Source organism: Winogradskyella sp. ECml5-4 (assembly GCF_036903175.1).
Classification (GTDB): domain Bacteria; phylum Bacteroidota; class Bacteroidia; order Flavobacteriales; family Flavobacteriaceae; genus Winogradskyella; species Winogradskyella damuponensis.
On record NZ_JAYJLF010000002.1, the window covers coordinates 343,900 to 368,142 of the forward strand.

Consider the following 24,243-nt stretch of genomic DNA (forward strand, 5'->3'; position numbering starts at 1 on the left):
ACTATGATTCTATTATTTTAGTGTCAAATATTACTTCGCTAGCTACTGTTTTATGAACAGGACACTTAGAAGCAATTTCCTTTAAGCGTTGTTTCTGCTTGTCGTCTAAATTTCCAACAAATTTTAAACGCTTAGAAATATGGTCTAAATACCCTGGTTTTTCAATATCTAACATTAATTCGTCACTATGTTTACGTGCATGAGAAATATACACAAAGACTTCCTGCAAATCCCATTTTTTTCGCTCTGCATACAACTTTAAAGTCATAGCCGTGCATGTGGCAATGGCTGCATTTAAATATTCATAAGGAGACGGTCCAAAATCGTCTCCACCAACACTAGCAGGCTCGTCGCCAACAAAAGTGTGATTTTTAGTTTGAAGCTGCGTTGTAAAATTATTCTCTTTTAAATTAAGATGTGCCACTAATTGTTCATCTTCTGTACTAAGCATTTTGTTTTCTAACTGTGGTAAATACAGTTTAACCCATTCGCCAATCATACGACCTACATACGTGCTATCTTTTGAACTTGAAAGCAAATGATCTGCATCATGCAAACTCACAAAACTTTTTGGGTGCATTGCTTTTAAATACAACTGTTGTGCATTTTCTACGCCAACGATATTATCAAAAGGAGCATGCATTATGAGTATGGGTTTGCGTAGGTTTTTTGTTATCGTAGGCAAATCGGTTTTACTAAAATCTTTAATAAACTCTTGATTTACCTTAAATGGTCGTCCACCAATATTTATTTCCACCTCTCCTTTATCTGCAACCTCATCTATATTGTGTGAAAAATGCTGTGTTACGTGCTCTACAGTTGCTGGTGCACCTATAGTTGCAACCGCTTTAATATTTTCTAATTTAGATGCTGCAACTATAACCGCTGCTCCACCTAAAGAATGTCCTACTAATAAACTAGGAGCTTTAAAATGTTCTGTAATATAATCATTCACAGCAATTAAATCATCTACGTTTGCTGAGAAATGACTTTCAGCAAATTCTCCTTCACTTCTACCTAAACCTGTAAAATCAAACCGTACAACACCAAAACCATGTGCTGTTAAGGCTCTTGAAATATTTCTTGTTGCATTTAAATTACTTGTACATGAAAAACAATGTGCAAAAACGGCAAAGTAATTTGGCTTTTGATTGGCTGGTAATTCTAAATGCGCAGCTAGTGTATAGCCTTTATTATTTTTTATTTTTATTCTGTTACTTTTCATGATACTTTAATATTTAAATGTGCTGTTTTACTTATGTCGGTATAGTTACCAAACCTTTCTAAAAGCAATTTTAATTTTGGATTAATAAAGGTTTCACAAAATGGTTTGTTAGGATTTTTATAATAGTAATTTGAAATTGCTTCTCTTGAAGGTTTAAATTCTGAAAATGGAAGCACTTGCGTAACTAACTTATTATTAAATTTAGATTGCAGTATTTTAAGCACGTTTAACACCTTGTTTTCTTTAATTTTATCAAAAACATAAATTGCAGAACGGTATTTTTGGCGCATGCTATGATCCGATGTACTTTTATGCGTGTACAAATGAATTTCAATTAACACCTCTAACGAAATTAAAGCTGCATTATAATTTACAATTACCGCTTCAGACAATGTCGCATTATCTCCGCTTGAAGAAATCCAACCTTGCTGTACTTGCTCTACACCAATAAGTGACTGAAAGACAGCCTCTGTACACCAATGACATCCTCCACCAAATCCTATTTTTTCAAAGTGCTTCATTACTATTTACAACGCTTTATTCTGTGACCTCTACTCCTCTCCAAAAAGCAACGTGGTTTTTTATTCCTTTTGCTAACTCTGATGGATTCTCATAATACCAAGCTGCATCATTATTTTCTTTCCCATTTACTTCTAATGTGTAATAAGATGCTTTACCCTTCCATGGACATGTAGAGTGTAAATCACTTGGTTTAAAAAACGCTTTATTTAAACTCTCATGAGGAAAATAATGGTTCCCTTCAATGACCACTGTATTATTACTTTCTGCGATGACTTGATTTTCCCAAATTGCTTTCATTATATACTTTATATACTTTATATTTTAATCGTAATAGTTTTTCTATTATACATCACAAGTAAGCCTCAATTACATAGGCTTAGTTTAATTCCATGCCAATTCTTTTCTTTCTTGCCAATATTTACGGTTAGAAATTCCATAGGTGTTTAACTCATCTACTTCAGAAGTGGTTAATAAAAATTGTTTTGCTTTTAAGTTGGCGTCTAAGTACTCACCACTACTTGCTCCACTTAATATTAATGCTTCAGGAAAAATAGCCATACAATACTGTAAAGCGATGGCATCTACTCCAACATGATATTGCTTTGCTAAACGATTCATAAAATCGTAAAGGTTTTTATAGGCTGGATAATTATCGTTAGGAATTAATCGACCATTAGCCAAAGCTTCTTTTATTATAAACGGTCCTGATAGTTTTTTTAAAACTTCTGCATATTTAAAAACGCTTTGATCCAAAATATTATAAGTGCATTGAAAAGATTGAAATAAAGCTTCATTTTCAACTTGAATTGATAAGGCTTTTTCTAAAACTTCGGTTTGATTGGCTCCTGTAGTAGACAACCCAATAGTGAGATTATTTTCCTTTTTTAATTCATGCAAACGTTTTAGAACTTCTGTATTTTCAAGAACTCCAGTATCTAAAGTTGCAGAATGAATTTGATATACTTTAAGGTATGGTAATAGTTGTTTAGAGTATTCCCATTGTGCATTTAGTTTATCAATTGAATGCTCTTTAACCTCATGTACTTTTGCATCAGGATTAAAATCTGCCACATAAGTATAACCCCATTTTGTAGATACTTGAATGCTTGGGTCTTTCTTTGTTTTTAACCAATTAACTAGTAATTCTTCTGCCAATCCATAACCTGGTGAAGTGTCAAAAGACCTGACACCTTTATCATAAGCTTCTTCTAAAATCTGAAAGCCCTTATTCTTAAACTCAGGTCGTGAAAAGGCACTAGAAGCGGTATTACTCTTAATATTGATATAAACGGGTCTACCGATTGCCGCTGTTCCTAATCCTATATTATTCTTAATTTTCAAGCTCTCTAAATTATTTAATGAAAGGTTCTTCAAATCTTAAATAATGACAGGTATAGCCGTTAGGATTCTTCACTAAATAATCCTGATGATTTTCTTCGGCAACCCAAAATGGTGAAAAAGGCTCTAAAGTAGTTACAACATCAGCATCCCATTTACCTGATGCGTTTACCAATTCAATAACCTTTTCGGCTATCGCTTTTTCTTCTTCATTTTGGTAAAAAATAGCAGAACGATAACTAGAACCTTTATCATTTCCTTGCTGATCTACGGTTGTTGGATTATGAATTCTAAAGAAATAATCTAGAATTTTTTCAAAAGAAGTTTCATTAGGATCATAAGTTAATTCAATGCCTTCTGCGTGGCCTGGATGGTATTTATAAGTTGGGTTATCATTTTCACCACCTTGGTAACCTACTTCTGTATCTATAATTCCGGGTTGTGTTCTGAATAAATCTTCCATTCCCCAAAAACAACCTCCTGCTATGTATGCTTTTTTATAGTTAGTCATAATTTATATTTTATTTATTCTTTTATATTTTGATTAGGAACTGCAAGACAACATGGAACAACCTACTTTGTTTCTTGCCCATTCTGGTCGTTTTGCAAACCATTTTTCTAATTCTGGTTGTTCATCATAAGGTTTTTTAAGAAGATTGAATAATTCTTCTATTACCCCATAATCTCCTTTAGTGGCGTCATCTATTGCTAATTGCGCCATGTAATTTCGTAATACATATTTTGGATTTACAGCATTCATTGCCGCTTTTCGTTCCTCGTATGAAAACGACTCATCTTGCAAGCGTTTTGCATAACGTAGGAACCAATTATTCCACTGCTCTATTATAGAGTCTGAAAGATCATCTAAAGTATAAAATGCCTTTTCAATAACAGCAAATCCTTCAGAAGGCTTTTCACTTTTGAAACGGCTCAAATTTCTAAAGAAAATGGTCATATCCGTTTCCGTTAATTGCAAAAGGTCTTCTAAATCTTGTAGCAGTAGTTTATCAGATGGACTTTCAATTTGTAATCCTAATTTTGATCGCATCATTTTTAGTGATTCAATATCAAAATCTGTTTTATACTGTTCTAAGATAGCCTCTAATGGTTCTGTTGCTTCAATTAAAGGGTATAATGCATTTGCCAATTGGTATAAATTCCACAGTCCAATATTAGGTTGATTACCATAACGGTAACGCCTATGTTCTCTATCTGTTGTATTTGGTGTCCATCCAAGATCAAAACCTTCTAACCAACCATAAGGGCCAAAATCTATTGTTAATCCTAACACAGACATATTATCTGTATTCATTACTCCATGCACAAAACCAACACGTTGCCAATGCACAATCATTTCTAAAGTACGTTGAGCGACCTCAGCAAAAAACGCAATATAAGTTGCCTTAGAAGGTGTACCTAAATGTGGAAAATGATTTTTTATGGTAAAATTGACAAGGGTTTTTAAGGTCTTATGATCTTGTCTTGCTGCAAAGATCTCATAACTTCCAAAGCGTAAAAAAGATGGTGCAACACGTGCTACAATTGCTCCTTTTTCATAAGCTGCATTTCCATTGTACATCACATCTCGTAAGACTTGGTCGCCAGATAATGCCAAAGACAAAGCTCTGGTTGTTGGCACACCTAAATGATACATGGCTTCGCTACATAAATACTCTCTAACTGAAGAACGCAATACCGCCAATCCGTCTGCAGATCGCGAATAAGGTGTTTCTCCTGCTCCTTTTAATTGCAATGCCCAATGCTTATTATCATGTTCAATTTCGGCTAAATTGATTGCTCTTCCGTCACCTAACTGTCCTGCCCAATTCCCAAATTGATGTCCTGCATAACACATGGCATACGGTTTAGTATTAGGTAAGACTTTTGCTCCTGTAACTATGTTTAAAAAAGCCTTAGTTTCACTATCTTCTTTTGTTAACCCTAAATTATGAAGCATTTCTGGCGACACGTGAATTAACGAAGGGTGACTTGGAATTTTAGGTGTTACAAACGAAAAACAAGCTCTCTCGACTTGTCTTCTGTAATTTTCAAGAATAGAGTCTGCAGGAAGTGCTTTATTAAATTTATCTTTTATGTTGAGTTTTAATGTCATTGTCTTATTTCTTCACTAAAGATAATCATCTTTAATTCATTTGAACTTTTCAAATTGCAAGCAATTTATATAGATACTTATTTTTAGTTTAACTCATATCAATAAAAAGAGAGCCCAAAGACTCTCTTAATTCTAATTATTATGAGTTGAACTCTGATTTTTAATCTCCTTATTGATTTTCTGTTTGCAGCACCATTGATTCAGAGTTTATACAATATCTTAATCCGCTTGGCTCTGGGCCATCAGGAAAAACATGCCCTTGGTGTGCATCGCAAGTATTACATTGTACCTCTACCCTTACCATTCCAAAAGCAGTATCTCTTATATATTTAATTGCATTTTCTTTAATTGGTTGAGAGAAACTTGGCCAACCTGTACCAGATTCAAATTTAATTGTAGAGTCAAATAATGGCGTATCACAACAAACACAATTGTATTTTCCTGCCTCATAACTGCTACACAATGCTCCTGAATTTGGCGCTTCTGTACCTGCTTTGCGTGTAATTCTGAATTGTTCTGGTGTAAGAATAGCTCTCCATTCCTCTTCCGTTTTTTCTACTCTACGATCTGGTTCTGGGTTTCCTTTTACCGAAAAATTAATAACTTCTTTCCACGTTAACATAAATATGATCCTTTCTTTTAATTAGAATGCTAAATTACTAATTGTTACTTATTAAGTAGCATTATAATGGCTTATTAAACGGTGTTCTCTAAATGAATTTAAGCAAAGAACACGTCTTTACCTCCAGGTTTTGTCGAAAAAAAGAATAAAACTTTCACTTTTTTAAAGCAGTCATAAACACCGTAAAATAACAATAAGATTATCAGTTTTTTATCACTTACAACCACCATTAAAATAGATAAAAGAAATAACAGCTTACGAACTAGCAACTCACTATAACTTTAGTTCTATAAAATACAAAAACGTAACACATAAAATGGTTACGTTTTTAAAAATTGTTAGCGCTATGGTAAATAAAACTTAGGTGACTTTATTTAACACCTGTAATTCTAGCATAAAAAATCTGCTATTAACAGCTCGTACATGGTATTACTAAAAAAGGAATGGTTAGTTGATACCCTAAATTCTTTATAACTGGTTCATTAACGATATTTTCAATAAAGCTATGCTCATAATTAATCATCACCAGAATATTAATATCTTCTTCTTTAATGAAATCATAAATAGCTTGGGTTTTCTTTGTATAACCAGGCTTCCAATGTAAACTATATGTATCCGCTTTAAAATACGATTTTAAATGCGATAAATTAGAGTTTTGAACATCTGTAAGTTTCTCTTGCTCGTTAATATGTATAATTCTTATTTTAGAATTATAACGTTCTGACATAACTTTTAGAGGTGATAACTCATCGCCATAAAAACGGTTAAAGTCGGTAGGAAAAGCTAATTGTTTTGGTTCTACAAAATCATACCTGTCTGGCACAATTAATACAGGAGCCTTCTTTACTTTTTTAATAATATTAACCGTATTACTTCCTAAGAAAAGTTCTTTAGCACCAGTTGCACCTTTGGTACCCATTACAATAAGATCTATATTATACTTCTCAATTGAAGCATCTATAGCATCGTATAAATCACCAGAACTTATAATAATCTCAAACTCATGGTTTGTATTTGTATTATAGTTTTCTGCCTTATTCTTTATCTCTTTAAGCTCATCCTTGGCCTGATTAGATACTGTTTCTAATAACTTATTAGAAAAACTAGACATGGTTGACACTTTCATTTTACACGAATTCAAAAAATAGAATTTACAATCTAAATTTTGATATAGTTTTAGTGCATAAATAGCCGCGCTCCATGCGTTTTCGGAAAAATCTGTTGGCAGTAGAATATTTTTTTTCATAGCTAAAAGTAGTTATTTTTTGGCAAAATACAATCCACAACTATGTTATAAAATGACATTTATCAGCTTGCACTTGGTATAACTAGAAAAGGGATAGTGACCTGAAACCCTAATTTCTTAATAACTGGTTCATTAATAATATTTTCAATAATGTTGTGTTCATATTTAATCATCACAAGTATGTTAATTTCTAACTCTTCTATAAAATCATGTATTGTCTCTGATTTTTTAGCATAATCTGGCATCCAATGAAAACTATACGCATTGTTTTTCAAATATTTTTTTAGTACTCCCATATTATCAATCTGTAAGTCTGTTAACTTATCTTCTTTATTAATATGAAGTACCCTTATTTGAGAATCATAAAGGCTAGACAACTGTATTAACTCAAGTATTTCATCGCCGTAAAAGCGTTTAAAATCGGTAGGAAATGTAATTTGTTTTGGTTCAACAAAGTCAAGTCCATCAGGTATAATTAAAATAGGACATTGCTTTATCTTTTGTATTGTGTTAACAGTGTTGCTTCCAAAGAAAAATTCTTTTGCTCCAGTAGCTCCTTTTGTTCCCATGATAATCATATCGATGCTATACTTCTTAATAGCTGTCTCTATCGCATCTTGTAAAACCTCTGAAGTATGAATAACCTGAAATGTATGATTTGGGTTTTTATTGACAACCTCTACTCTGCCCTTAAGCTCATTTAGTTCTTTTATTGATTTTTCCTTTAATTGATCGACATAAGTTGATGTAATGTACGTTCTTGATGTTGATTCTAGAAAAGACCAAGAATGAAGAAAATAAAATGTGCAAGTTTCATTAGCATATAACTTTAAAGCATATACAATTGCGCTCCAAGAATTATCTGAAAAATCTGTAGGTAATAGAATCTGTTTCATGTGCTTATGTTTATTGTTTTTGAATGGATATATATTGTTTAAATGATAAAATTTCGACTAAGGGTTTCTAATAAGTTAAGAACGTGTTTTATTTTGCATAGCTAATAATGGTATTTTTAATCCAAGACTCACTTTATCAATATTAGATGGAAATAACATATCCTCTAAAAATGAGTGCTGTGTATTTACCATAGTAATAATGTCAATATTTTTTTCTTTGATATATGTTTTAATAGTGTCTGCTACCTTTCTACTTTCTTCATGGCAAAATTTCACGTCGTTATCACTCAATATACTAGAAATAAATGCTTTGTTATCTTCCTGTCTAATAGACAATTTATGACTGGTAGAAACATGTAAAACATCAATACTACTTCGATAAGATTTAGCTAAAACTGATAATAGTTTAAGTTCGCGACGCTTATAAGGCATCATATAATTGGTTGGAAATAAAATACGCTTAGGCTGTGTGTTTGTATAATTAGAAGGAATAGCCAAAATAGGACATTCTACATATTTTAAAACTTGAAACGTTTTACTCCCAAACACGATATGGCGCTCATTTGATTTTCCTTTGGTTCCCATCACAATCAAGTCTATTTGTTTTCCGTCAGCAATAAGATTAACCTCTTCTACAAGCGTATTGTAAGCAGAAATGGTATGAAATGTAAACCTTGGATTTGGTGCTATTTCTTTTACTTTATCGAGCAGAATATCTAAATTATTTTGAGAGGCTGTTTTAACTTTATCTAAAACATCATCAAAGACATCACGAGATCTTAGTTCTTCATGATCGTAAAATTCATTTTGATACGCATGCATAAAGTAAAATGTTGTCTTTTGATATTTAAAAAATTCTAATGCATACCTAATTGCATTCATTGAATTTTCTGAAAAATCTGTCGGAAGAAGAATAGATAGCATAATGAGCGTTTTTATTATTTATTCATAAAATTAAATAGCTCACCACACATAAACAATGATATATGTCAGTTCAATTATTTTTTGGAATAGAGTTATAACTCACAACTCATTAAAACTAAATTTAATACGCTTTACAAAAGTGATATCTATGCGAATTGCGTATTTTTACTTGAAATTGTAAGCCTTAATTATTTATAAAAACGAATACAGTTACAGAGAAAATGAGAAGAATTTAATTTAAAAAAAATACATAAATATGAAATCCTTTTAAGGCTTATTATTTTCAAATTTTGAAATAATCAATCAAAATTAATTTATCATGAATCAGATCAAAACCATGGTGCTTTTGCTACTATGTTTAACTATTAATAACACCATTGCATCTCAAACCAATTCTACAAGCGAAGAAACTCTTTACTTTGACATTGTGTACAACAATAAAACAATTGGCAGCCTAAAAGCCACTAAAACAAGTAATGATTCACTAACCTATTACCAAAGTTCTACAATTATTGAAACTCGAATTATAAAAAAAATTAATGTAAACCACGAGTACAATGTTACTTTTAATGGCAATATGTTAAAAACATCTAACGTAGATATCACTATAAATGATAAACCACATGCCAAAACGTTTACTAAAAAGAGTGAAACGGGCTATCAGGTTTTAAAAAATGAAAAGGATAAAGAAACTGTAAAAGACCCTATATATTATGCAACAGTTCTGCTATACTTTACAGAGCCAAAGCACGTAGATCGCTGTTATTCTGAACAGACTGGAAATTTTAACACCATAATAGCGTTAGGAAATCATGCATACAAGAAAGTGAATTCCAAAGAGCGAGAAAACAATTATTATTACAAAAATGGTCTTTTAAAAAGGGCTAGTATAGACGGAGGATTAATTAAGTTTGACATTATTGCTAGAAACAAATAATAGTCACAGAGTTAACACTTAAAAACGAATTACACTCCATGTCTATTTATTGATAAATTATGCACAGTACCTTTATAAAACTTATCTTTTCTTTCTAAACAATATGCTTTAGCTAATTCTAAATCGGTAAAAATGGCAAACGGAGTAACTCTATCATACAAACGTTTATAAAAAGACAACAATAATTTCATTCCAAATGTATTAATAACATAAGACTCTGAAATTCTTAATTTAATTAACTCAGGATTATGAGCCATTAATTTAGCTGCAGACACAGAAAAAGTACCACATGTATCTTTTAAATCTATGAGAAATGGCATTGGTTTGCCATCGCACAATTTTGTAATAGCTTTAATGTATAGCTTAACATTATTTAATTCTAATTTAAAATTTGGATCATTATTACTAAACTCACAGTAAAGAATTCCTGTTTCATCTGTCCAAAACACAGCATTATTAAATCCAATAATTTTACACATACTATTTACTCTTAACTAACTCTATTAAAAATCTGATAATTGTTTTGGCAGTATGCTAGCGCAACATTAAAATCTGTGTGTATTTTATTAGGGACAACCTTATTACCTGTAATATTGTTTATTGCTAATAGAATTTTTAAACTAGTAGAACGCACTAAAAACACTCTAGAAAGCACTAAGGTGTTTATTGAAACACTATTAGAGATGAGTATAAATATCTCTATCGAATCAGAACTGTTTAATTGTTTTAAATCTAATAGAAGTGGCTTATACTCTCTATCATACAAAGTAGAAATAGCATTATACAATGCCTCTTCTGTTCTTGTCTTGTCATACGTTTTAAAAAAAGCAGGACTTAATTTACAGCGAATTACATCATTATCTACCCAAAGTTTAATGCCGTCATATTGAATTACATCTCTCATAATATTTGTTTTGAATTGCAATACCAATTGATATGCCAAAACAAAAGCACCCTAACAAAACAACACTTAAACAATTGATTATTAAATAATTAAAATCACAACACTAAAAATAAACGTATTAAATAAGTCACGGAATACCGCGACTTATTTTTTTATTTTTTTACAAATTAACGGAATACCGTTTTTATTAAGGCTTTTTTATATCTAGCTTTTTCATTCTGTCTCGCAATGTACTAGGCTTGATTTGCAATAAGTTAGAAGCGCCATCTGGCCCACTTATTTTCCATTTACATTGCTCTAATACATGAAGAATATGATTACGTTGAGCAACATCTAATGATAAGTCTTTTTTATTTATTGGATTCACCGTTTGACTAGATGATTCAAACCCTGGAATAAACAGCGTTTCTTCTGTAGATAAAATCGTTGCACGTTCAATTAGATTTTCTAACTCTCTAATATTACCAGGCCAATCATAAAGCCTAAGTTTACTCATAGATTCATCAGCAACATATTTAATAGATTTACCATAATCTTTATTAAACTTATCTACAAAATGCTCTACTAACAAAGGTATATCGTCTTTTCGTTTACGAAGTGCAGGCACATTAATTGGAAACACATTAAGTCTAAAAAACAAATCCTCTCTAAAACGTTTTTTTGCAATTTCTTCTTTTAAATCTCGATTAGTTGCCGCCACAACCCTTACGTCTAACTTTTTTGTACCAGCACCACCAACAACCTCAATTTCTCCTTCTTGTAAAAACCTCAGAATTTTTGGTTGCATATCTAGAGGCAACTCTCCTATTTCATCTAAAAACAGAGTACCATTGTGCGCTAATTCAAACTTTCCTATTTTATCATTAAACGCTCCTGTAAACGATCCTTTTTTATGCCCAAATAATTCACTCTCTAAAAGCTCTCTTGGTATGGCTGAGCAATTCACCTTAATTAAAGGTTTATTATTTCTGGCACTAATATTATGAATGGCTCTTGCTAATAATTCTTTTCCTGTTCCAGACTCTCCAAGCAATAATACTGTTGCATTTGTAGGCGCTACTTTTTCTATTTCAGTTAATACATTGCTAAACTCTGCACTTCCATACACCATTTCCTCGTAGTTAAACACCAGATCTAACTCGTTTCTTAAGTATACATTTTCTTGCTCTAACTGATCCCTAAGTTTATTAAGCTCTTCATTAGCTAATGTAAGTTGATGATTTGCTATAGCCGAAGCCTTTTCTGCCAATTTACGTTCTGTGCTCTGAATCATTAAAGACACTAAATTAGCAATAGAAGTAGCAAACTCTTCTTCGTCTGTACTCCATTCATGTAATACATCTACTTGTTCAAAACACAAGATGCCATACACTTCATTTATTCCTTGAATTGGAATACTTAATTTAGACTTAATGTTTAGTGTCGCCAAGTAATCTATAAACCCTTCTGAAAGTTCATGATTTAAAGCATCTGAGGCGGCAACTATTTCATTCTTTATTAGTGCTTCAAAAAATCTATCATTTCCTTTTCTACTATAGACCTCACCACTTTCGTAAGTATCCTTTTTTTGATTGTACAATTTTTCGCAAATCATTTCTGAATTCCCATTGTTAAATTTTAAAATACTTACCCTTTCAATATTTAACGTTTTTGCTGATAGTGCCGTAATTTTATTTAACGCTTCTTTATAATTTGTACCAACGAGGCTTGCCAACTCAATAATAACATTTTTTCGTTCTAATGATTTTTGGGCATTATTCTCCAAAACTTTTTTAGCCTTTTCTTCTTCAGATATATCTTTTAAAGTGCCAAATAAAGCGATAACTTCTCCTTTATCATTTTTAATATTTCCCGTTAAAAAAGACGCTGTAAATTCTTCCCCACTTTTTCTTATAAACTCAAACTGAAACTTTGGTGCTTCACCTTTTGCAATTTTCTTGTTTACTTCTATTATTCGATTAAAATCTTCCTTCTTTGCAAATGGGTAAGGTAAATTAAGCCCTATTAACTCCTCTTTAGAATACCCCAGAATAGCACAAGTTGAATTATTAACCATTATAATTTCACCTTGCAACGTGACTATAATAAGCCCTTCTTGCATAGACATCATAAGATTGTCGTTAAATTCTTTTGCTAGTTGAAGGTTTTTTTCAGTTTTTCTACGTTCTGTAATATCTTCAATGGTGGCAAAATTTGACGTTTTTACACCATTCTCGTCATATGTACTTGAAACCAATACATGCACAGGAAAACGCTCCCCATTTTTGCGCATATATATATTTTCATAATCCCTTTTGCTTTTATCTTCTAATAATAATTGGTAACGTTTATCATTTTCTTCTTTTAACTCTGGTGGCGAAAAAGGATATGGGCGTTTAATGCCAATTAATTCTTCTTCTGTAAAACCCGTCATTTTACAAAACGAAGGATTAACGCTAATAATCTCAGAATCTAAATTTATAGCAAACAACCCTTCATGCATTGATTTTAAAAGGTTGTACGAAAACTCATTAGCCATTTTCAGCTCTAATTCATTATGTTTTCGCTCTGTGATATTCTGTGTCGTTCCAATCACTTTTACAGGATTAGAATCACTATCAAACATTAAATTCCCGATAACATGTACCCAAACTTCTTCTTTAGAATCTGCTTTTATAATCTTATATTCTATGTCAATTTTTTTTCTGTTATTAACACAGTATTCATAATCCTTTTTTACTTTTTCTTTGTGATCTGGATGAATAAAACTCATTAAGCTATCTACCGACTTCTCATAGGACTCATCTATGCCTAAAATTTGATCTAACACCTCAGAACTTCCCCATGTTCGCGCCTCTAAATCAATAGTATAAGATCCGATATTAGCTACAATTTGAGACTGCCTCAAATTGTATTCACTTTCTTGAAGTTTTATTTCTGATTGTTTACGACTGGTAATATCCTGCATTGTACCAATCAGCTTTATGGCTTTTCCATCATTATCAAAAATCCATTCTCCTATACCATGTACCCAAATTTCTTTTTTTGTGTCTGGTTTTAAAACGCGGTACTCTTTATTAAATTTTGCATTATTAACAATACCATTTTCTAGATAACTAAGCATTGCTTCTTTCTCATCTGGATGAATGAGTTCTCCCCAACTTTCTATTGTCTTTACGTAGGATTCAGTGATACCAAAGACACTATTCAATACTTGAGATGATTGCCATGTTCTGGTATTTAAGTCTAAGACATACGACCCAATATTAGCAACCACTTGTGATTGCCTTAAACTATATTCGCTTTCTTGAAGTTTTATTTCGGCCTGTTTACGATCGGTAATATTTTGTATGGTTCCAATTAATTTGATTGGATTTTTTTTATCATCAAAAATTAATTCACCAATACCATGTACCCAAATTTCTTCATTAGAATTATATTTTACAACCCTATACTCTTTACTAAATCGTTCTTTGTTTGCTACGCAATATTCAAAATAACGCAGCAGTTCTTCTCTTTCTGCTGAATGAATAAGGCTATTCCAACTTTCAACTGTTTTAACATAAGACTCATCTATACCTAAAATTTCATTTAGCACTTCAGACCCTTTCCAAAATCCCGTATTTATATCTACAACATAGGATCCTATTTTTGCGACTGCCTGGGATTGCCTTAAGTGATATTCGCCTTCTTTGAGTTTCTCTTCTGCTCTTTTACGCTCTGTAACATCACGCGCAATACCTAATATTTTACCATCTTTTTGAAGTTTTGAAGATATCTCTACTTCAATTATAGAGTTATCCTTTTTTATAAACTTTCTAGGAAAAACGATGGCTTCTCCTTTTAATAATTTCTCATGCTTGTCTAAGTTCTGAACGACCTCGCCAACCATAAAATCTTGAATTTTTAATTTTAAAAACTCGTCTCTTGTATATCCTAAACTAACATATGAAGCTTTATTAAAATCATATATTGTACCATCTAAAGAATGCACTATAATAGCATCATTGGCCTGATCTATCAATGATCTATAAGATTCATCTTTCTTTTTTATTTCAGCTACAATCTTATACTTTTCAATTACTATATGAATTAAACTAAGGGTTAATTTAAGTTCACGAATATCTTCTAACGATGGTGTATTTATAGCTTTACTATAAATTGCAAAAGTCCCTAAAACTTTATTGTTTTTTGACAAAACAGGTAATGACCAACATGATTTTAAATTATACTTTAAAGCAATATCCTTATAATCTGCCCATAACTTATCTTTACTAATATCTGAAACTATAACAGGTTTCTTTGTAAATGCAGCTGTACCACAAGAGCCCGCAAACTCTCCTATTTTAATTTTTTTAATCGCTGAATTATATGACTTAGGTATAGAAGGAGCTGCCACAAGATTAAGGTGTTCTAAGTCTTCGTCCATTAAACTTAAGGAACCAAAATAGTTTTTATGAACAGATTCGTAATTTAAAAGTAGGCGAGTAAAGATCTTATCAATAGGCGTATTTACAGCTATTAAATCTAAGATTTCATTCTTATGAATTAATAATTGCTCTGCTTTTTTACGTTCTAATACTTCTTTTTCGAGATCGTCCTTTTTTTGTTCTAACTTACTTATAAGTCGTTTACTATAAAGTTCTAAAACCTCTTGTTCTGAATATTTCTTTCTTTTTAAAGGCTGTAATTTTGGTGCAGCCTCATTTAAAACACCCTTTACTACTTTTAATATTTTATCTTGATCTGAAGGCTTTCTTAAAAAGTGAACAGCTCCCAGTTTTAAAGCAAAATCTTCATCTGGTTTTTCTGTGTAAGTAGAGGTATAAAAAACAAAAGGGATACTATAAAAGTTTTTATTTTTTTTGCACTCTTGACAAAACATATAACCATCCATGACTGGCATTAAAATATCAGAAATTATAAGGTCAATTTTATTACCATTCTTATAATTGTACTCTAATTTTTCTAAGCCTTCTTTTCCATCTTTTGCCTCAATAACCTGGTACCCCTCCTCTTCTAGTATTACCTTAAGGAAATAAAGATTTTCAAATGTATCATCAACTATAAGTATTTTTTTCATATCCACTATTTGGTATTATGAATACTTTCCATTTGACTTACAAAAGTGTCTGGATTAATTGGTTTTTCTATATAGCCATCTGCACCAGCCTCAATTGCCTTTTCTCTATCTCCACCCATAGCGTAAGATGTCACAGCGATTATAGTTGTATTTTTAGGCAAACCGTTATGCCTAAGTTTAGCACATATTTCATAACCATCCATATCTGGTAATTGAATATCTAACAAAATAATTTCCGGATGGTTTTCATCTGCTAGTTTTAAACCATCAACTCCATTATACGCCTTTAAAACAGTATATTTTTTATTTTCAAGTAAATAAGATAACATGTACATGTTTTGTTGGTTATCTTCAATTATTAAAATAGATAGACTCATGCTTTTGTGTAAATAAATATTGCAGTTAATAGCTTAAAGGACTGAAATATATTACATTTAACTGTTTCATTTAATTTATTATCAATTTATTTTGTGTCAGAATTTTCTAATGGTAATTTAAATGTAAAATTACTTCCTTTCCCAAATTCGCTAGTTACAGTAATAGTACCTCCTAATTTTTCAATTAGGTTTTTACAAATAGCTAAGCCAAGGCCTGTTCCTTCATGGTTTCGACTTAAGCCAACTTCGAGCTGAATAAAAGGCATAAATAATTTTACAAGATCCTCCTTTTGTATTCCAATACCTTGATCTATCACTTGGGTAATTACAAAATCATCTTTTACGTTTACTTTAACAAGGATAGTTCCCTTTTTAGAAAATTTTATAGCATTAGAAAGCAAATTCAACAACACCTGTTCAATCCGTCGTTCGTCGCTCATAATTGTAATATCCATTTCGGTAATTTCAGTACGCATTTTAAGCCCTTTGGCCAAGGCTTGTGGTAATAAAAACTCAATCGTTCTTTCTAAAGATGCCAAATAATCAAAAGCATAATAGAATACTTTTAACTTCCCAGCTTCAATTTTAGAAATATCTAGCACATCATTAATTAACCCTAACAAATGCTCACCACTATTCTTCACCATAGAGAGCTGCTTTTTTTGCTCGTCATTCAATGGTCCTGCTAATTCTTTTAATAAAATACCTGTAAAACCTATTATTGAATTCATTGGTGTTCTTAATTCATGCGACATGGTAGCCAAAAAAGCTGATTTCATTAAATCTGCGGATTGTGCTTTTACTTTTTCTTTTTCCAATTCAGACGTTCTTATTTCTACTAACTTTTCGAGATTATTCTTATAGTTTTCTAATTCTATTTCAGCTTTCTTGCGTTCCGTAATATCTCGAATCACTCCAATTAAAAACTTAGTACCACTACTATCTACAAATCGTGTCTTTTTCGTGGATATAATACGAGTTTCTTTGTTACTAAGAGTCATTGTCTCCTCATTAATATTATCTATACCAGAATCAATAACTTGCTTATCAATCTTAAAGGCTTCATCGCGTTCTGAAGGCAACACATTTTCAGCGAGAGTTTTACCTATAACATCCTCTTTAGGAAGATCTACTAGCTTACAAAAAGCATCATTCGCCAACAGTATATGGCTATACTCATCTTTAACAAATACAGGATCACCAATATTATTTAAAATATTTTCTAAATACTTTTGACTCTTTATCAGTTCTTCTTCGGCTATTTTTCGTTCTGTAATATCTATAAGAATACCTATGTAACCATACAGTTCTTTTTTAGTATCGTACAAGCCAACGGTTTTAGCCGAAATCCAAAGCACTTCTCCTTTTTTGTTAAGTAATCTAAAATCTATAAGAAACTTTTTACCTGTTGTTATAGATTCTTGCCACGATTCTATAACATGATCTTTATCCTCTGGGTGAATAGCGTTTGTCCAACCAACACCTAAGGCTTCTTCATAAGTTTGACCAGAATACTTTAACCATTCTTCATTAACATAACTACATGTACCATCTTTATTTGCCTGATAAATTGCAGTTGGTGCATTGGCAGATAAACGCCTAAATAATTGCTCACTATTTTTTAGTTGTTCCTCTGCTTCTTTACGTTGTGTAATATCTTTTGCCACAATACCCAATGCTATGGGGTTATTTGTGCCTGGATCTTTTATTAAAAACCCGGACTTTTCAATAGGGATTAAATCTCCTGTTTTAAAATTCTTTAAATGTGTTTCTCCATTCCATTTGTTATTCTTATTAATATAAGGTAAGTGCTCATTTATGATAACGTCTTTATAAGCTTGAGGAAAAAAATCTGTAATTGAATCTATGTTTTCTAAATTGGTATTTAAGCCTACTAATTTTCGACCATTAGTATTTAGGTAAATAGGTTTACCATCTAAAGTAGCTAACCCAATAAATTCGTCACTAGTTTCTATTAAAGAACGCAGCATTAAGTTATTTGCGTCTGCTTTCTTTATTTCTGAAATGTCTGTAAAATATATTGTAAGACCATCTGACGAAGGGTATATTCTATTTTCAAACCATTTGTCTAATGGTTCGTAATAATCTTCAAAATATATGGTTTTTTGAGTTTCAACAGCCTCATGGTAAGCCTTATAAAAAGACAACCCTTCACCTTCTGGAAATTCTGTCCAAATATGTTTACCTATTAAGTCTTCTATAGATTTACCTAAAAGACCTGCGGCTTTTTTATTGACATACGTGTAACACCAATTGGTATCTAGTGCTATAAAACCATCTGAGATATTGTTTAAAGAATTTTCTAATTGAGTGGTTAATTTTTCTTCAGATTCATGTTTTTCAACCTTTAAATCTAAATACTTTTTTTTGTATTGTAATATAGAAAACACATCGCGATCTTGACTGGCAATAAAAGTTGCCTTATAACCATCAGCATCTATAAATTTTAAATAAGCATAAAGAATAACGGATAAAATTAAAGCCGCAATAGACTTTCCTAAAATTTGACCTAATAATAATTGATTAAAATCGTCTTCACCATAATTAAATATTAAATTGAATAAAATAGCGTCAAAAAATAAGACTATTACTAAGGATGTAAAAAGCACGAGAAAGAAGGGTAACTTTTTAATTTTTGAAATTAAAAATTGATAAATCACAACCATCCAAATAAAATCTAGGAGCAATAAAATTTTCCCAATAGCAAAGTACTTATAATTTAACAAGAAAAACGACGGTGATTCTACATCATTTACAGCTTGTGAAGTAAGTTTGGGGTCATAAGTAACACTGTATAGAACTAATAGCAGAAAGTTTGAAATAATCATTCCTAATATAAGCACTCTTGCACTCGTAGTGCCTTCTTTTATATAAATCAACAAGACAGCGAACAGAATTGAACTAAAAATAATTACAGATCCAGGGTAAACCGTTAAATCATCAAAAACGGTTAAACTTATTCTTGTACCAGAAAGAGATTGTAAATATTGAATAGCTCCCAAGAAAAGATAAAGAGGTGCTAAGCCTAATGTCTTCCTAAATTTAAATAAAATAAGGATGCTAGAAGCTATTAGTGAAAATTGTAATATAATGGCAATATAGATGTTCATGCGCTAGTAAATTAAACCTCTTACAAGTTAAGTGTTTAATTAGAAAATACATATATAAAAATATAGTTTACTCAAAGTAAACCGCTTTTAGTGCCATTTAGTTACTTACCCACATAACTCTCTATATCACGTAACTCTCTATATATAAAACGGTTATATCACATATAAAAACAACTCTTCACAACAAAATCCGTAACTTGCAACTAACTACTAACCAACAATATAAAGAATTATGACTACAGAAATAAAGTTTGGAATACTATCCTTAGCCATAACATTTGGAGTTGTTATGGCTTTAAATTCCGAAAGAGTTATTACCAAAACTCATCATACTGAAACATTCTCAAAGATTAAAACTTTTACCTTTCCATCAAATGGAAGACAAACAAAAGGAAAAATATTTTTACCAGACGCTTATAAAACCAACAAAAATCTACCCGTTATCTATTTAATAGATTTTGCAGAGCAGCATTTTAAACTTGCCACAGACGAATTTGAAATGGTAATTAATGGTGTAAATAAAATTCAGGGATTTGACGCATTGGTTGTTAGTTTAGAAAACATTCCTGATTTTAATGCAGAACCAGAAACATTTCAAGAGCATTATGAAATTTTTGAAAATATGGCAGCTTATGTTGAAAATAAATTCACTAAAAACACTTCTAAAACATTAATAGGAAGAGGTAGTGAGTCTGGCATAGTCCTTATGGCTCTTTTTGCCAAAAACCAAAACAGTACTGGATTTAATCATTTTATTGTTACAGATCCATCACCAAAATATACAGCTGCTATTATAAGCTTAATTAAAAAAAATGATATCCCTAAAAAGGCATTAAATAAAAAACTTCACTTTTCGTTTTCAACAACTAATGACCGAGAGCAATGCTCTAAACTAATTAATCTAATTGAAGAAGCTAATTATAATTGGTTAGAATTTGAATCCATTGAATATACAGAAAGCGATTATGAAAACACGTATCCTATTTCTTATGCCACAGGAATAAAATATGTTTTTAATAAATAATATGCTTACAATAGCATTTAAAAGCAATTACATTTAACTATAAAAATTCCCTCAGGCTTTCTTTCTGCATTTTATTTGCTAAATTAGTTACCTAAACACGCCACTAATCCTACACAAAATGAAAAGATTTTTAATGACCTTAACTTTCTGCGGACTGACTTTAATAGCAAAATCACAAAATGCAAGTGTAGAACAATCGACTTACGGAATCCAAACGGGAATTTTAGGAATTTGGGTGCATAATGAATCAAAACTATCAAATCAATTCGTTTTAAGAAGTGAACTTGGACTTGACACAGGAATATATGGAAGTGATGCTAATGATATTGATGGATTTTTACTCACACCTACAATAACATTAGAACCGCGTTGGTATTACAATTTAAACAAAAGAGAAGAAAAATCGAGACGAATAGATGGAAATAGCGGTAATTTCATTTCCATAAAAACGACATATCATCCTGATTGGTTTATAATCTCTAACGAAGGCAATATTAATTTTATAAGTGATATTTCTATAATCCCAACTTGGGGACTAAGAAGAAATCTTGGAAGTCATTTCACCTATGAAACAGGAATTGGAATAGGTTATATTCATTACTTTAAAGAAGATCATGTCATTTTAGTAAATGAAAGCGATGTTGCTGTTAACTTACATTTAAGAATTGGGTATAGATTTTAATAATCTAATACAAACGTTGTACATACACCACCCTTAACTATTTCTTTAAATTATCTTAAGCTCTAAACAAATGCATACTTTTTCCTTTAATCATATAGCACTTGCTGTAAAGGACGTCAACACGTCTATTGAATTTTATCAAAAGGTACTTCAACTTAAAGAAATTGAGAATACAGCTTCAAACTCTAAAACAAGATGGCTATCTCTTAGTGATGGAAAACAACTTCATCTAATTCCTCGTCCAAATTCTGAAATAAAAATTAATAAAGCTGTGCACTTTGCTTTAGCAACATCTAATATAGATGCATTTATTAAGCATCTAGAAGATTTAAAAATCGAATACTCTGATTGGCTAAATACACCAAACAAAGATTATATACGAAAAGACGGAATTAAACAGGTTTACTTTCAAGATCCCAATGGCTATTGGATTGAAATCAATGACGACACCACTTTATAACCGCACAACAGGTTACTAAACACTTCTAATTTAGAATAAAAAAAAGGGTAAAGAACCTGCCTCTACCCTATTTCTCTCCCTAATTAAACATCACAACTAGAATAGTCATTCATGTGCATTGTACCTTGTGTCTTAAGCTGGGTATGCCAACTAAAAGCTTCTTTAAGAATGTGCGGTGTTTGTCCGCCCAAACTATAAGCTTTATCAAAATAAGCCAACAATTGTGCTCTATAATCTGGATGTACACAATTATTAATAATGAGTCGCGCTCGTTCTACTGGAGCTAAACCTCTTACATCTGCCAAACCTTGTTCTGTGACCAAAACATCTACATCATGCTCCGTATGATCGGTATGAGACACCATTGGGACAATATGCGAAATAGAGCCACCTTTAGACGTAGAAGGACAAGCAAAAATACTCAGGTAGCCATTTCTAGCAAAATCACCAGAGCCACCAATACCATTCATCATTTTTGTTCCTGTAATATGCGTAGAATTTACATTGCCGTAGATATCAAACTCTATAGCTGTATTAATTCCAATAATCCCCAAACGACTAATAACTTCAGCAGCATTACTAATATTCTGTGGCCGTAAGACTAATTTGCTTTTATATTTTTCAAAATCTTTAAATATGTTATCCGCGCATTTTTTTGTGACCGTTATAGATGAGGCCGACGCAAATTCTAATTTCCCAGCATCAAAAAGATCAAAAGTACTATCTTGAAGCACTTCAGAATACATGGTCAAATTTTTAAATCGGCTTTTAGTAAAACCCGATAAAATAGCATTTGCCGTTTTTCCAATACCTGCTTGTAATGGTAAAAGCGACTCTGTTAATCGGCCTTCATCAACTTCTTTACCTAAAAAATCAAGAATATGATTGGATATGGCTTTCGTTTTTTCATCCGGATCTGAAATCACAGCAGGCGAATCTGGCTTTTCGGTATATACAATAGCAACCACTTTGCTAGGATCTATTCTAATAAATGGGTCACCAATTCTAGTATCCGATTTTAGAATAGGAATAATACCTCTATGAGGTTGTTTTTTTAATACTTTTATATCGTGCAGCCCTAAAAAGCTCTCAGGAAAACTGGTGTTAATTTCAATAATAATCTTATCTGCTTTTTCTAAAAATATAGGAGAATTACCTACAGATGTTGTTGGTACAATAAAACCTTCTGCCGTAACGGAAACGGCTTCAACAATAGCGACATCAATTTTAAATGTATCTATTTTTTGCAGCATATCTGCAGTTTGTCCCAAGTGCTGATCTACGTACAGAACCTCATGCTTATTAATAGCTGTTCTTAAAGTAGGATCTGCTTGAAATGGCATTCGTTTAACTAAGGCACCATTTCTTGCTAAATTGGCATCTGTATCATAGCCTAAAGATGCACCACTTAACACCGTTACTTTTAATCCCTCATAAAGCGCCCTTTCTGCAACCATAGGCAAAACAGCCTTGCTATCGCCTGCTTTTGTAAAACCACTAACACCTAAAACATCGTTATTATTAATTAATAAAGCAGCTTGTTCCGTTGTCTGTATTTTATCTAAATAAGGGGTGTAATGTATTCTTTGCATAATGTGAGTCTTTTATAAATTGTGGGATAAAAAAATCTCGTATTTGATTAAAATTGAACCACCAATTGGGCTTTCAATAAAATACTTTGGCAATTTATATAAGATTTTTAGTGTCTTTTTATTAAAAAAAGACATTGTATTATTAATTTAGTGCATTCATCACAAATGCTACCTATATAATGAACAATAAATATTATTTAACAGAGGTCGACAAAAACCCTAAAAGCATATTTTGTTACCATACAACCATGAATGATTTATTTATTGAACATCACAGTCATGATAAAGGACAGTTTTTATATACCGAAGGTGGCGTAGTCCATGTTAAGACCAATACCAGAATGTATTATTTACCAGCAAGGCATTATATGTGGATTCCGGCCGGTACAAAACACGCCATCTACCCTAGTTCTCCCAAAGTAATTATGAGAAACTTGTATTTCCCAATGCCATCGCAGACATCAGACTTTTACAAAAAAGAAGGTATTTATCATATTAACAACCTGCTCATGGAATTGTTATTATTTACTAAAAATTGGAATGGGGACATCATCAAAACTCAAACAAACAAATACCCAATTGTATATGCTTTTAAAACACTTTTAGAACAGAGTGTCTCACAAGCACTACATTTAGAACTTCCACATCCTACAGATAGCCGATTAATAAGCATTACCAAATATATGTCTGATAAAATAGACCAGGAACACCTATTGCCCAAATTGGCTTCAAGTTTTAGTATGACAGACAAATCGTTATACCGTCTTTTTAAAAAAGACTTAAACATGTCTTTTATAAAATACTATACACAATTAAGAATATTTAAATCTTTAGAATATTTAATGAATTCAGATTATAGCATATCTCAAATAGCAAATATGGTTGGCTATAATAGCATGCCTACATTTAGTAATACCTTTAGCAAGGTTATGGGTAAACGTCCTTCAGAATACAGAAAAGCTAACGAGATTTATACAGCATCTTAACAAGCACATGAATTACAAAAAGTAAGCTCCACACAAACAAAGCTTAAGACAGTAACGTAAATTGCTACTTAAAAACACTTAAACACCTCATTTTTATAAAAATTCGTAAAGTCACGTATATAAATATCTAAACTATTCCCTAATTTTATAAACTTATAATACCATGTTAAAACGCATCTTATCCGGAATATCAAAAGGGATA

21 protein-coding genes are annotated in these 24,243 nt (G+C 31.6%); 5 read left to right on the forward strand and 16 right to left on the reverse strand.

From position 1 onward, the window contains the following. Position 1: 1 nt before the first annotated feature. The 10 genes from VDP25_RS03100 to VDP25_RS03145 all read right to left on the reverse strand — a co-directional run bounded on the left by VDP25_RS03100 (position 2) and on the right by VDP25_RS03145 (position 8,886). The gene (locus tag VDP25_RS03100) at positions 2–1,225 is read right to left on the reverse strand and encodes a bifunctional alpha/beta hydrolase/OsmC family protein (protein WP_334466741.1); all 1,224 of its coding nucleotides are present in this window, start codon (positions 1,223–1,225) and stop codon (positions 2–4) included. Continuing rightward, entirely contained in the window at positions 1,222–1,746 is a 525-nt protein-coding gene (locus tag VDP25_RS03105; RefSeq protein ID WP_334466744.1) for a peptide-methionine (S)-S-oxide reductase, read from the reverse strand. The genes VDP25_RS03100 and VDP25_RS03105 overlap by 4 nt, the downstream gene beginning before the upstream one ends. Positions 1,747–1,762: 16 nt before the next feature. Then, positions 1,763–2,044, reverse strand: a complete 282-nt coding sequence (locus VDP25_RS03110) for a DUF427 domain-containing protein (RefSeq protein ID WP_215925090.1) — start codon at positions 2,042–2,044, stop codon at positions 1,763–1,765. Between the two features lie 84 nt (positions 2,045–2,128). Continuing rightward, positions 2,129–3,088, reverse strand: a complete 960-nt coding sequence (locus VDP25_RS03115; RefSeq protein WP_334466749.1) for an aldo/keto reductase — start codon at positions 3,086–3,088, stop codon at positions 2,129–2,131. A gap of 10 nt (positions 3,089–3,098) precedes the next feature. After that, complete coding sequence (gene msrA, locus VDP25_RS03120) at positions 3,099–3,596, reverse strand: peptide-methionine (S)-S-oxide reductase MsrA (protein ID WP_215925089.1); 498 nt, start codon at positions 3,594–3,596, stop codon at positions 3,099–3,101. Positions 3,597–3,629: 33 nt separating this feature from the next. Continuing rightward, positions 3,630–5,198, reverse strand: a complete 1,569-nt coding sequence (locus VDP25_RS03125) for a protein adenylyltransferase SelO (protein WP_334466753.1) — start codon at positions 5,196–5,198, stop codon at positions 3,630–3,632. 169 nt (positions 5,199–5,367) lie between these two features. Next, positions 5,368–5,820: a peptide-methionine (R)-S-oxide reductase MsrB gene (msrB, locus tag VDP25_RS03130; RefSeq protein WP_215925087.1), complete on the reverse strand. Its 453-nt coding sequence runs from the start codon at positions 5,818–5,820 to the stop codon at positions 5,368–5,370. Between the two features lie 409 nt (positions 5,821–6,229). Continuing rightward, on the reverse strand, positions 6,230–7,066 hold the full coding sequence (locus VDP25_RS03135) for a universal stress protein (RefSeq protein WP_334466755.1): 837 nt from the start codon (positions 7,064–7,066) through the stop codon (positions 6,230–6,232). Positions 7,067–7,128: 62 nt separating this feature from the next. Further along, positions 7,129–7,962 (reverse strand): universal stress protein, encoded by an 834-nt coding sequence (locus VDP25_RS03140; protein ID WP_334466757.1) that lies wholly within the window; start codon positions 7,960–7,962, stop codon positions 7,129–7,131. Positions 7,963–8,037: 75 nt separating this feature from the next. Continuing rightward, positions 8,038–8,886 carry a universal stress protein gene (locus VDP25_RS03145; protein WP_334466760.1) on the reverse strand — a complete coding sequence of 283 codons (849 nt, stop codon included), beginning with the start codon at positions 8,884–8,886 and terminating at the stop codon, positions 8,038–8,040. Between the two features lie 319 nt (positions 8,887–9,205). Here VDP25_RS03145 and VDP25_RS03150 point away from each other — a divergent pair, with 319 nt between their 5' ends. After that, positions 9,206–9,823 carry a DUF6134 family protein gene (locus VDP25_RS03150; RefSeq protein ID WP_334466763.1) on the forward strand — a complete coding sequence of 206 codons (618 nt, stop codon included), beginning with the start codon at positions 9,206–9,208 and terminating at the stop codon, positions 9,821–9,823. A gap of 29 nt (positions 9,824–9,852) precedes the next feature. Here VDP25_RS03150 and VDP25_RS03155 read toward each other — a convergent pair whose 3' ends face one another. The 5 genes from VDP25_RS03155 to VDP25_RS03175 all read right to left on the reverse strand — a co-directional run bounded on the left by VDP25_RS03155 (position 9,853) and on the right by VDP25_RS03175 (position 19,297). Next, on the reverse strand, positions 9,853–10,302 hold the full coding sequence (locus tag VDP25_RS03155; protein ID WP_334466765.1) for a DUF7793 family protein: 450 nt from the start codon (positions 10,300–10,302) through the stop codon (positions 9,853–9,855). 11 nt (positions 10,303–10,313) lie between these two features. Continuing rightward, positions 10,314–10,727, reverse strand: coding sequence for a hypothetical protein (locus VDP25_RS03160; protein WP_334466767.1), 414 nt, complete (start codon positions 10,725–10,727; stop codon positions 10,314–10,316). Between the two features lie 187 nt (positions 10,728–10,914). Further along, on the reverse strand, positions 10,915–15,789 hold the full coding sequence (locus VDP25_RS03165) for a PAS domain S-box protein (protein WP_334466770.1): 4,875 nt from the start codon (positions 15,787–15,789) through the stop codon (positions 10,915–10,917). 5 nt (positions 15,790–15,794) lie between these two features. Next, on the reverse strand, positions 15,795–16,166 hold the full coding sequence (locus VDP25_RS03170) for a response regulator (protein ID WP_334466773.1): 372 nt from the start codon (positions 16,164–16,166) through the stop codon (positions 15,795–15,797). An 86-nt stretch (positions 16,167–16,252) separates the two neighbouring features. After that, a complete protein-coding gene (locus tag VDP25_RS03175) occupies positions 16,253–19,297 on the reverse strand; it encodes a PAS domain S-box protein (RefSeq protein ID WP_334466776.1) in 3,045 nt (1,014 codons plus the stop codon). 232 nt (positions 19,298–19,529) lie between these two features. On the opposite strand from VDP25_RS03175, the gene VDP25_RS03180 reads away from it, so the two are divergent. From VDP25_RS03180 to VDP25_RS03190, 3 genes are all read left to right on the forward strand, one after another. Continuing rightward, a complete protein-coding gene (locus tag VDP25_RS03180; RefSeq protein ID WP_334466779.1) occupies positions 19,530–20,321 on the forward strand; it encodes a hypothetical protein in 792 nt (263 codons plus the stop codon). A gap of 118 nt (positions 20,322–20,439) precedes the next feature. After that, the gene (locus tag VDP25_RS03185) at positions 20,440–21,003 is read left to right on the forward strand and encodes a hypothetical protein (RefSeq protein WP_334466782.1); all 564 of its coding nucleotides are present in this window, start codon (positions 20,440–20,442) and stop codon (positions 21,001–21,003) included. Between the two features lie 70 nt (positions 21,004–21,073). Continuing rightward, positions 21,074–21,463: a VOC family protein gene (locus VDP25_RS03190; RefSeq protein ID WP_334466786.1), complete on the forward strand. Its 390-nt coding sequence runs from the start codon at positions 21,074–21,076 to the stop codon at positions 21,461–21,463. Between the two features lie 83 nt (positions 21,464–21,546). On the opposite strand, the gene VDP25_RS03195 is transcribed toward VDP25_RS03190, so the two are convergent. After that, entirely contained in the window at positions 21,547–23,055 is a 1,509-nt protein-coding gene (locus VDP25_RS03195) for a succinate CoA transferase (RefSeq protein ID WP_334466789.1), read from the reverse strand. 179 nt (positions 23,056–23,234) lie between these two features. On the opposite strand from VDP25_RS03195, the gene VDP25_RS03200 reads away from it, so the two are divergent. Further along, on the forward strand, positions 23,235–24,041 hold the full coding sequence (locus tag VDP25_RS03200; RefSeq protein WP_334466792.1) for an AraC family transcriptional regulator: 807 nt from the start codon (positions 23,235–23,237) through the stop codon (positions 24,039–24,041). Positions 24,042–24,243: the final 202 nt, after the last annotated feature.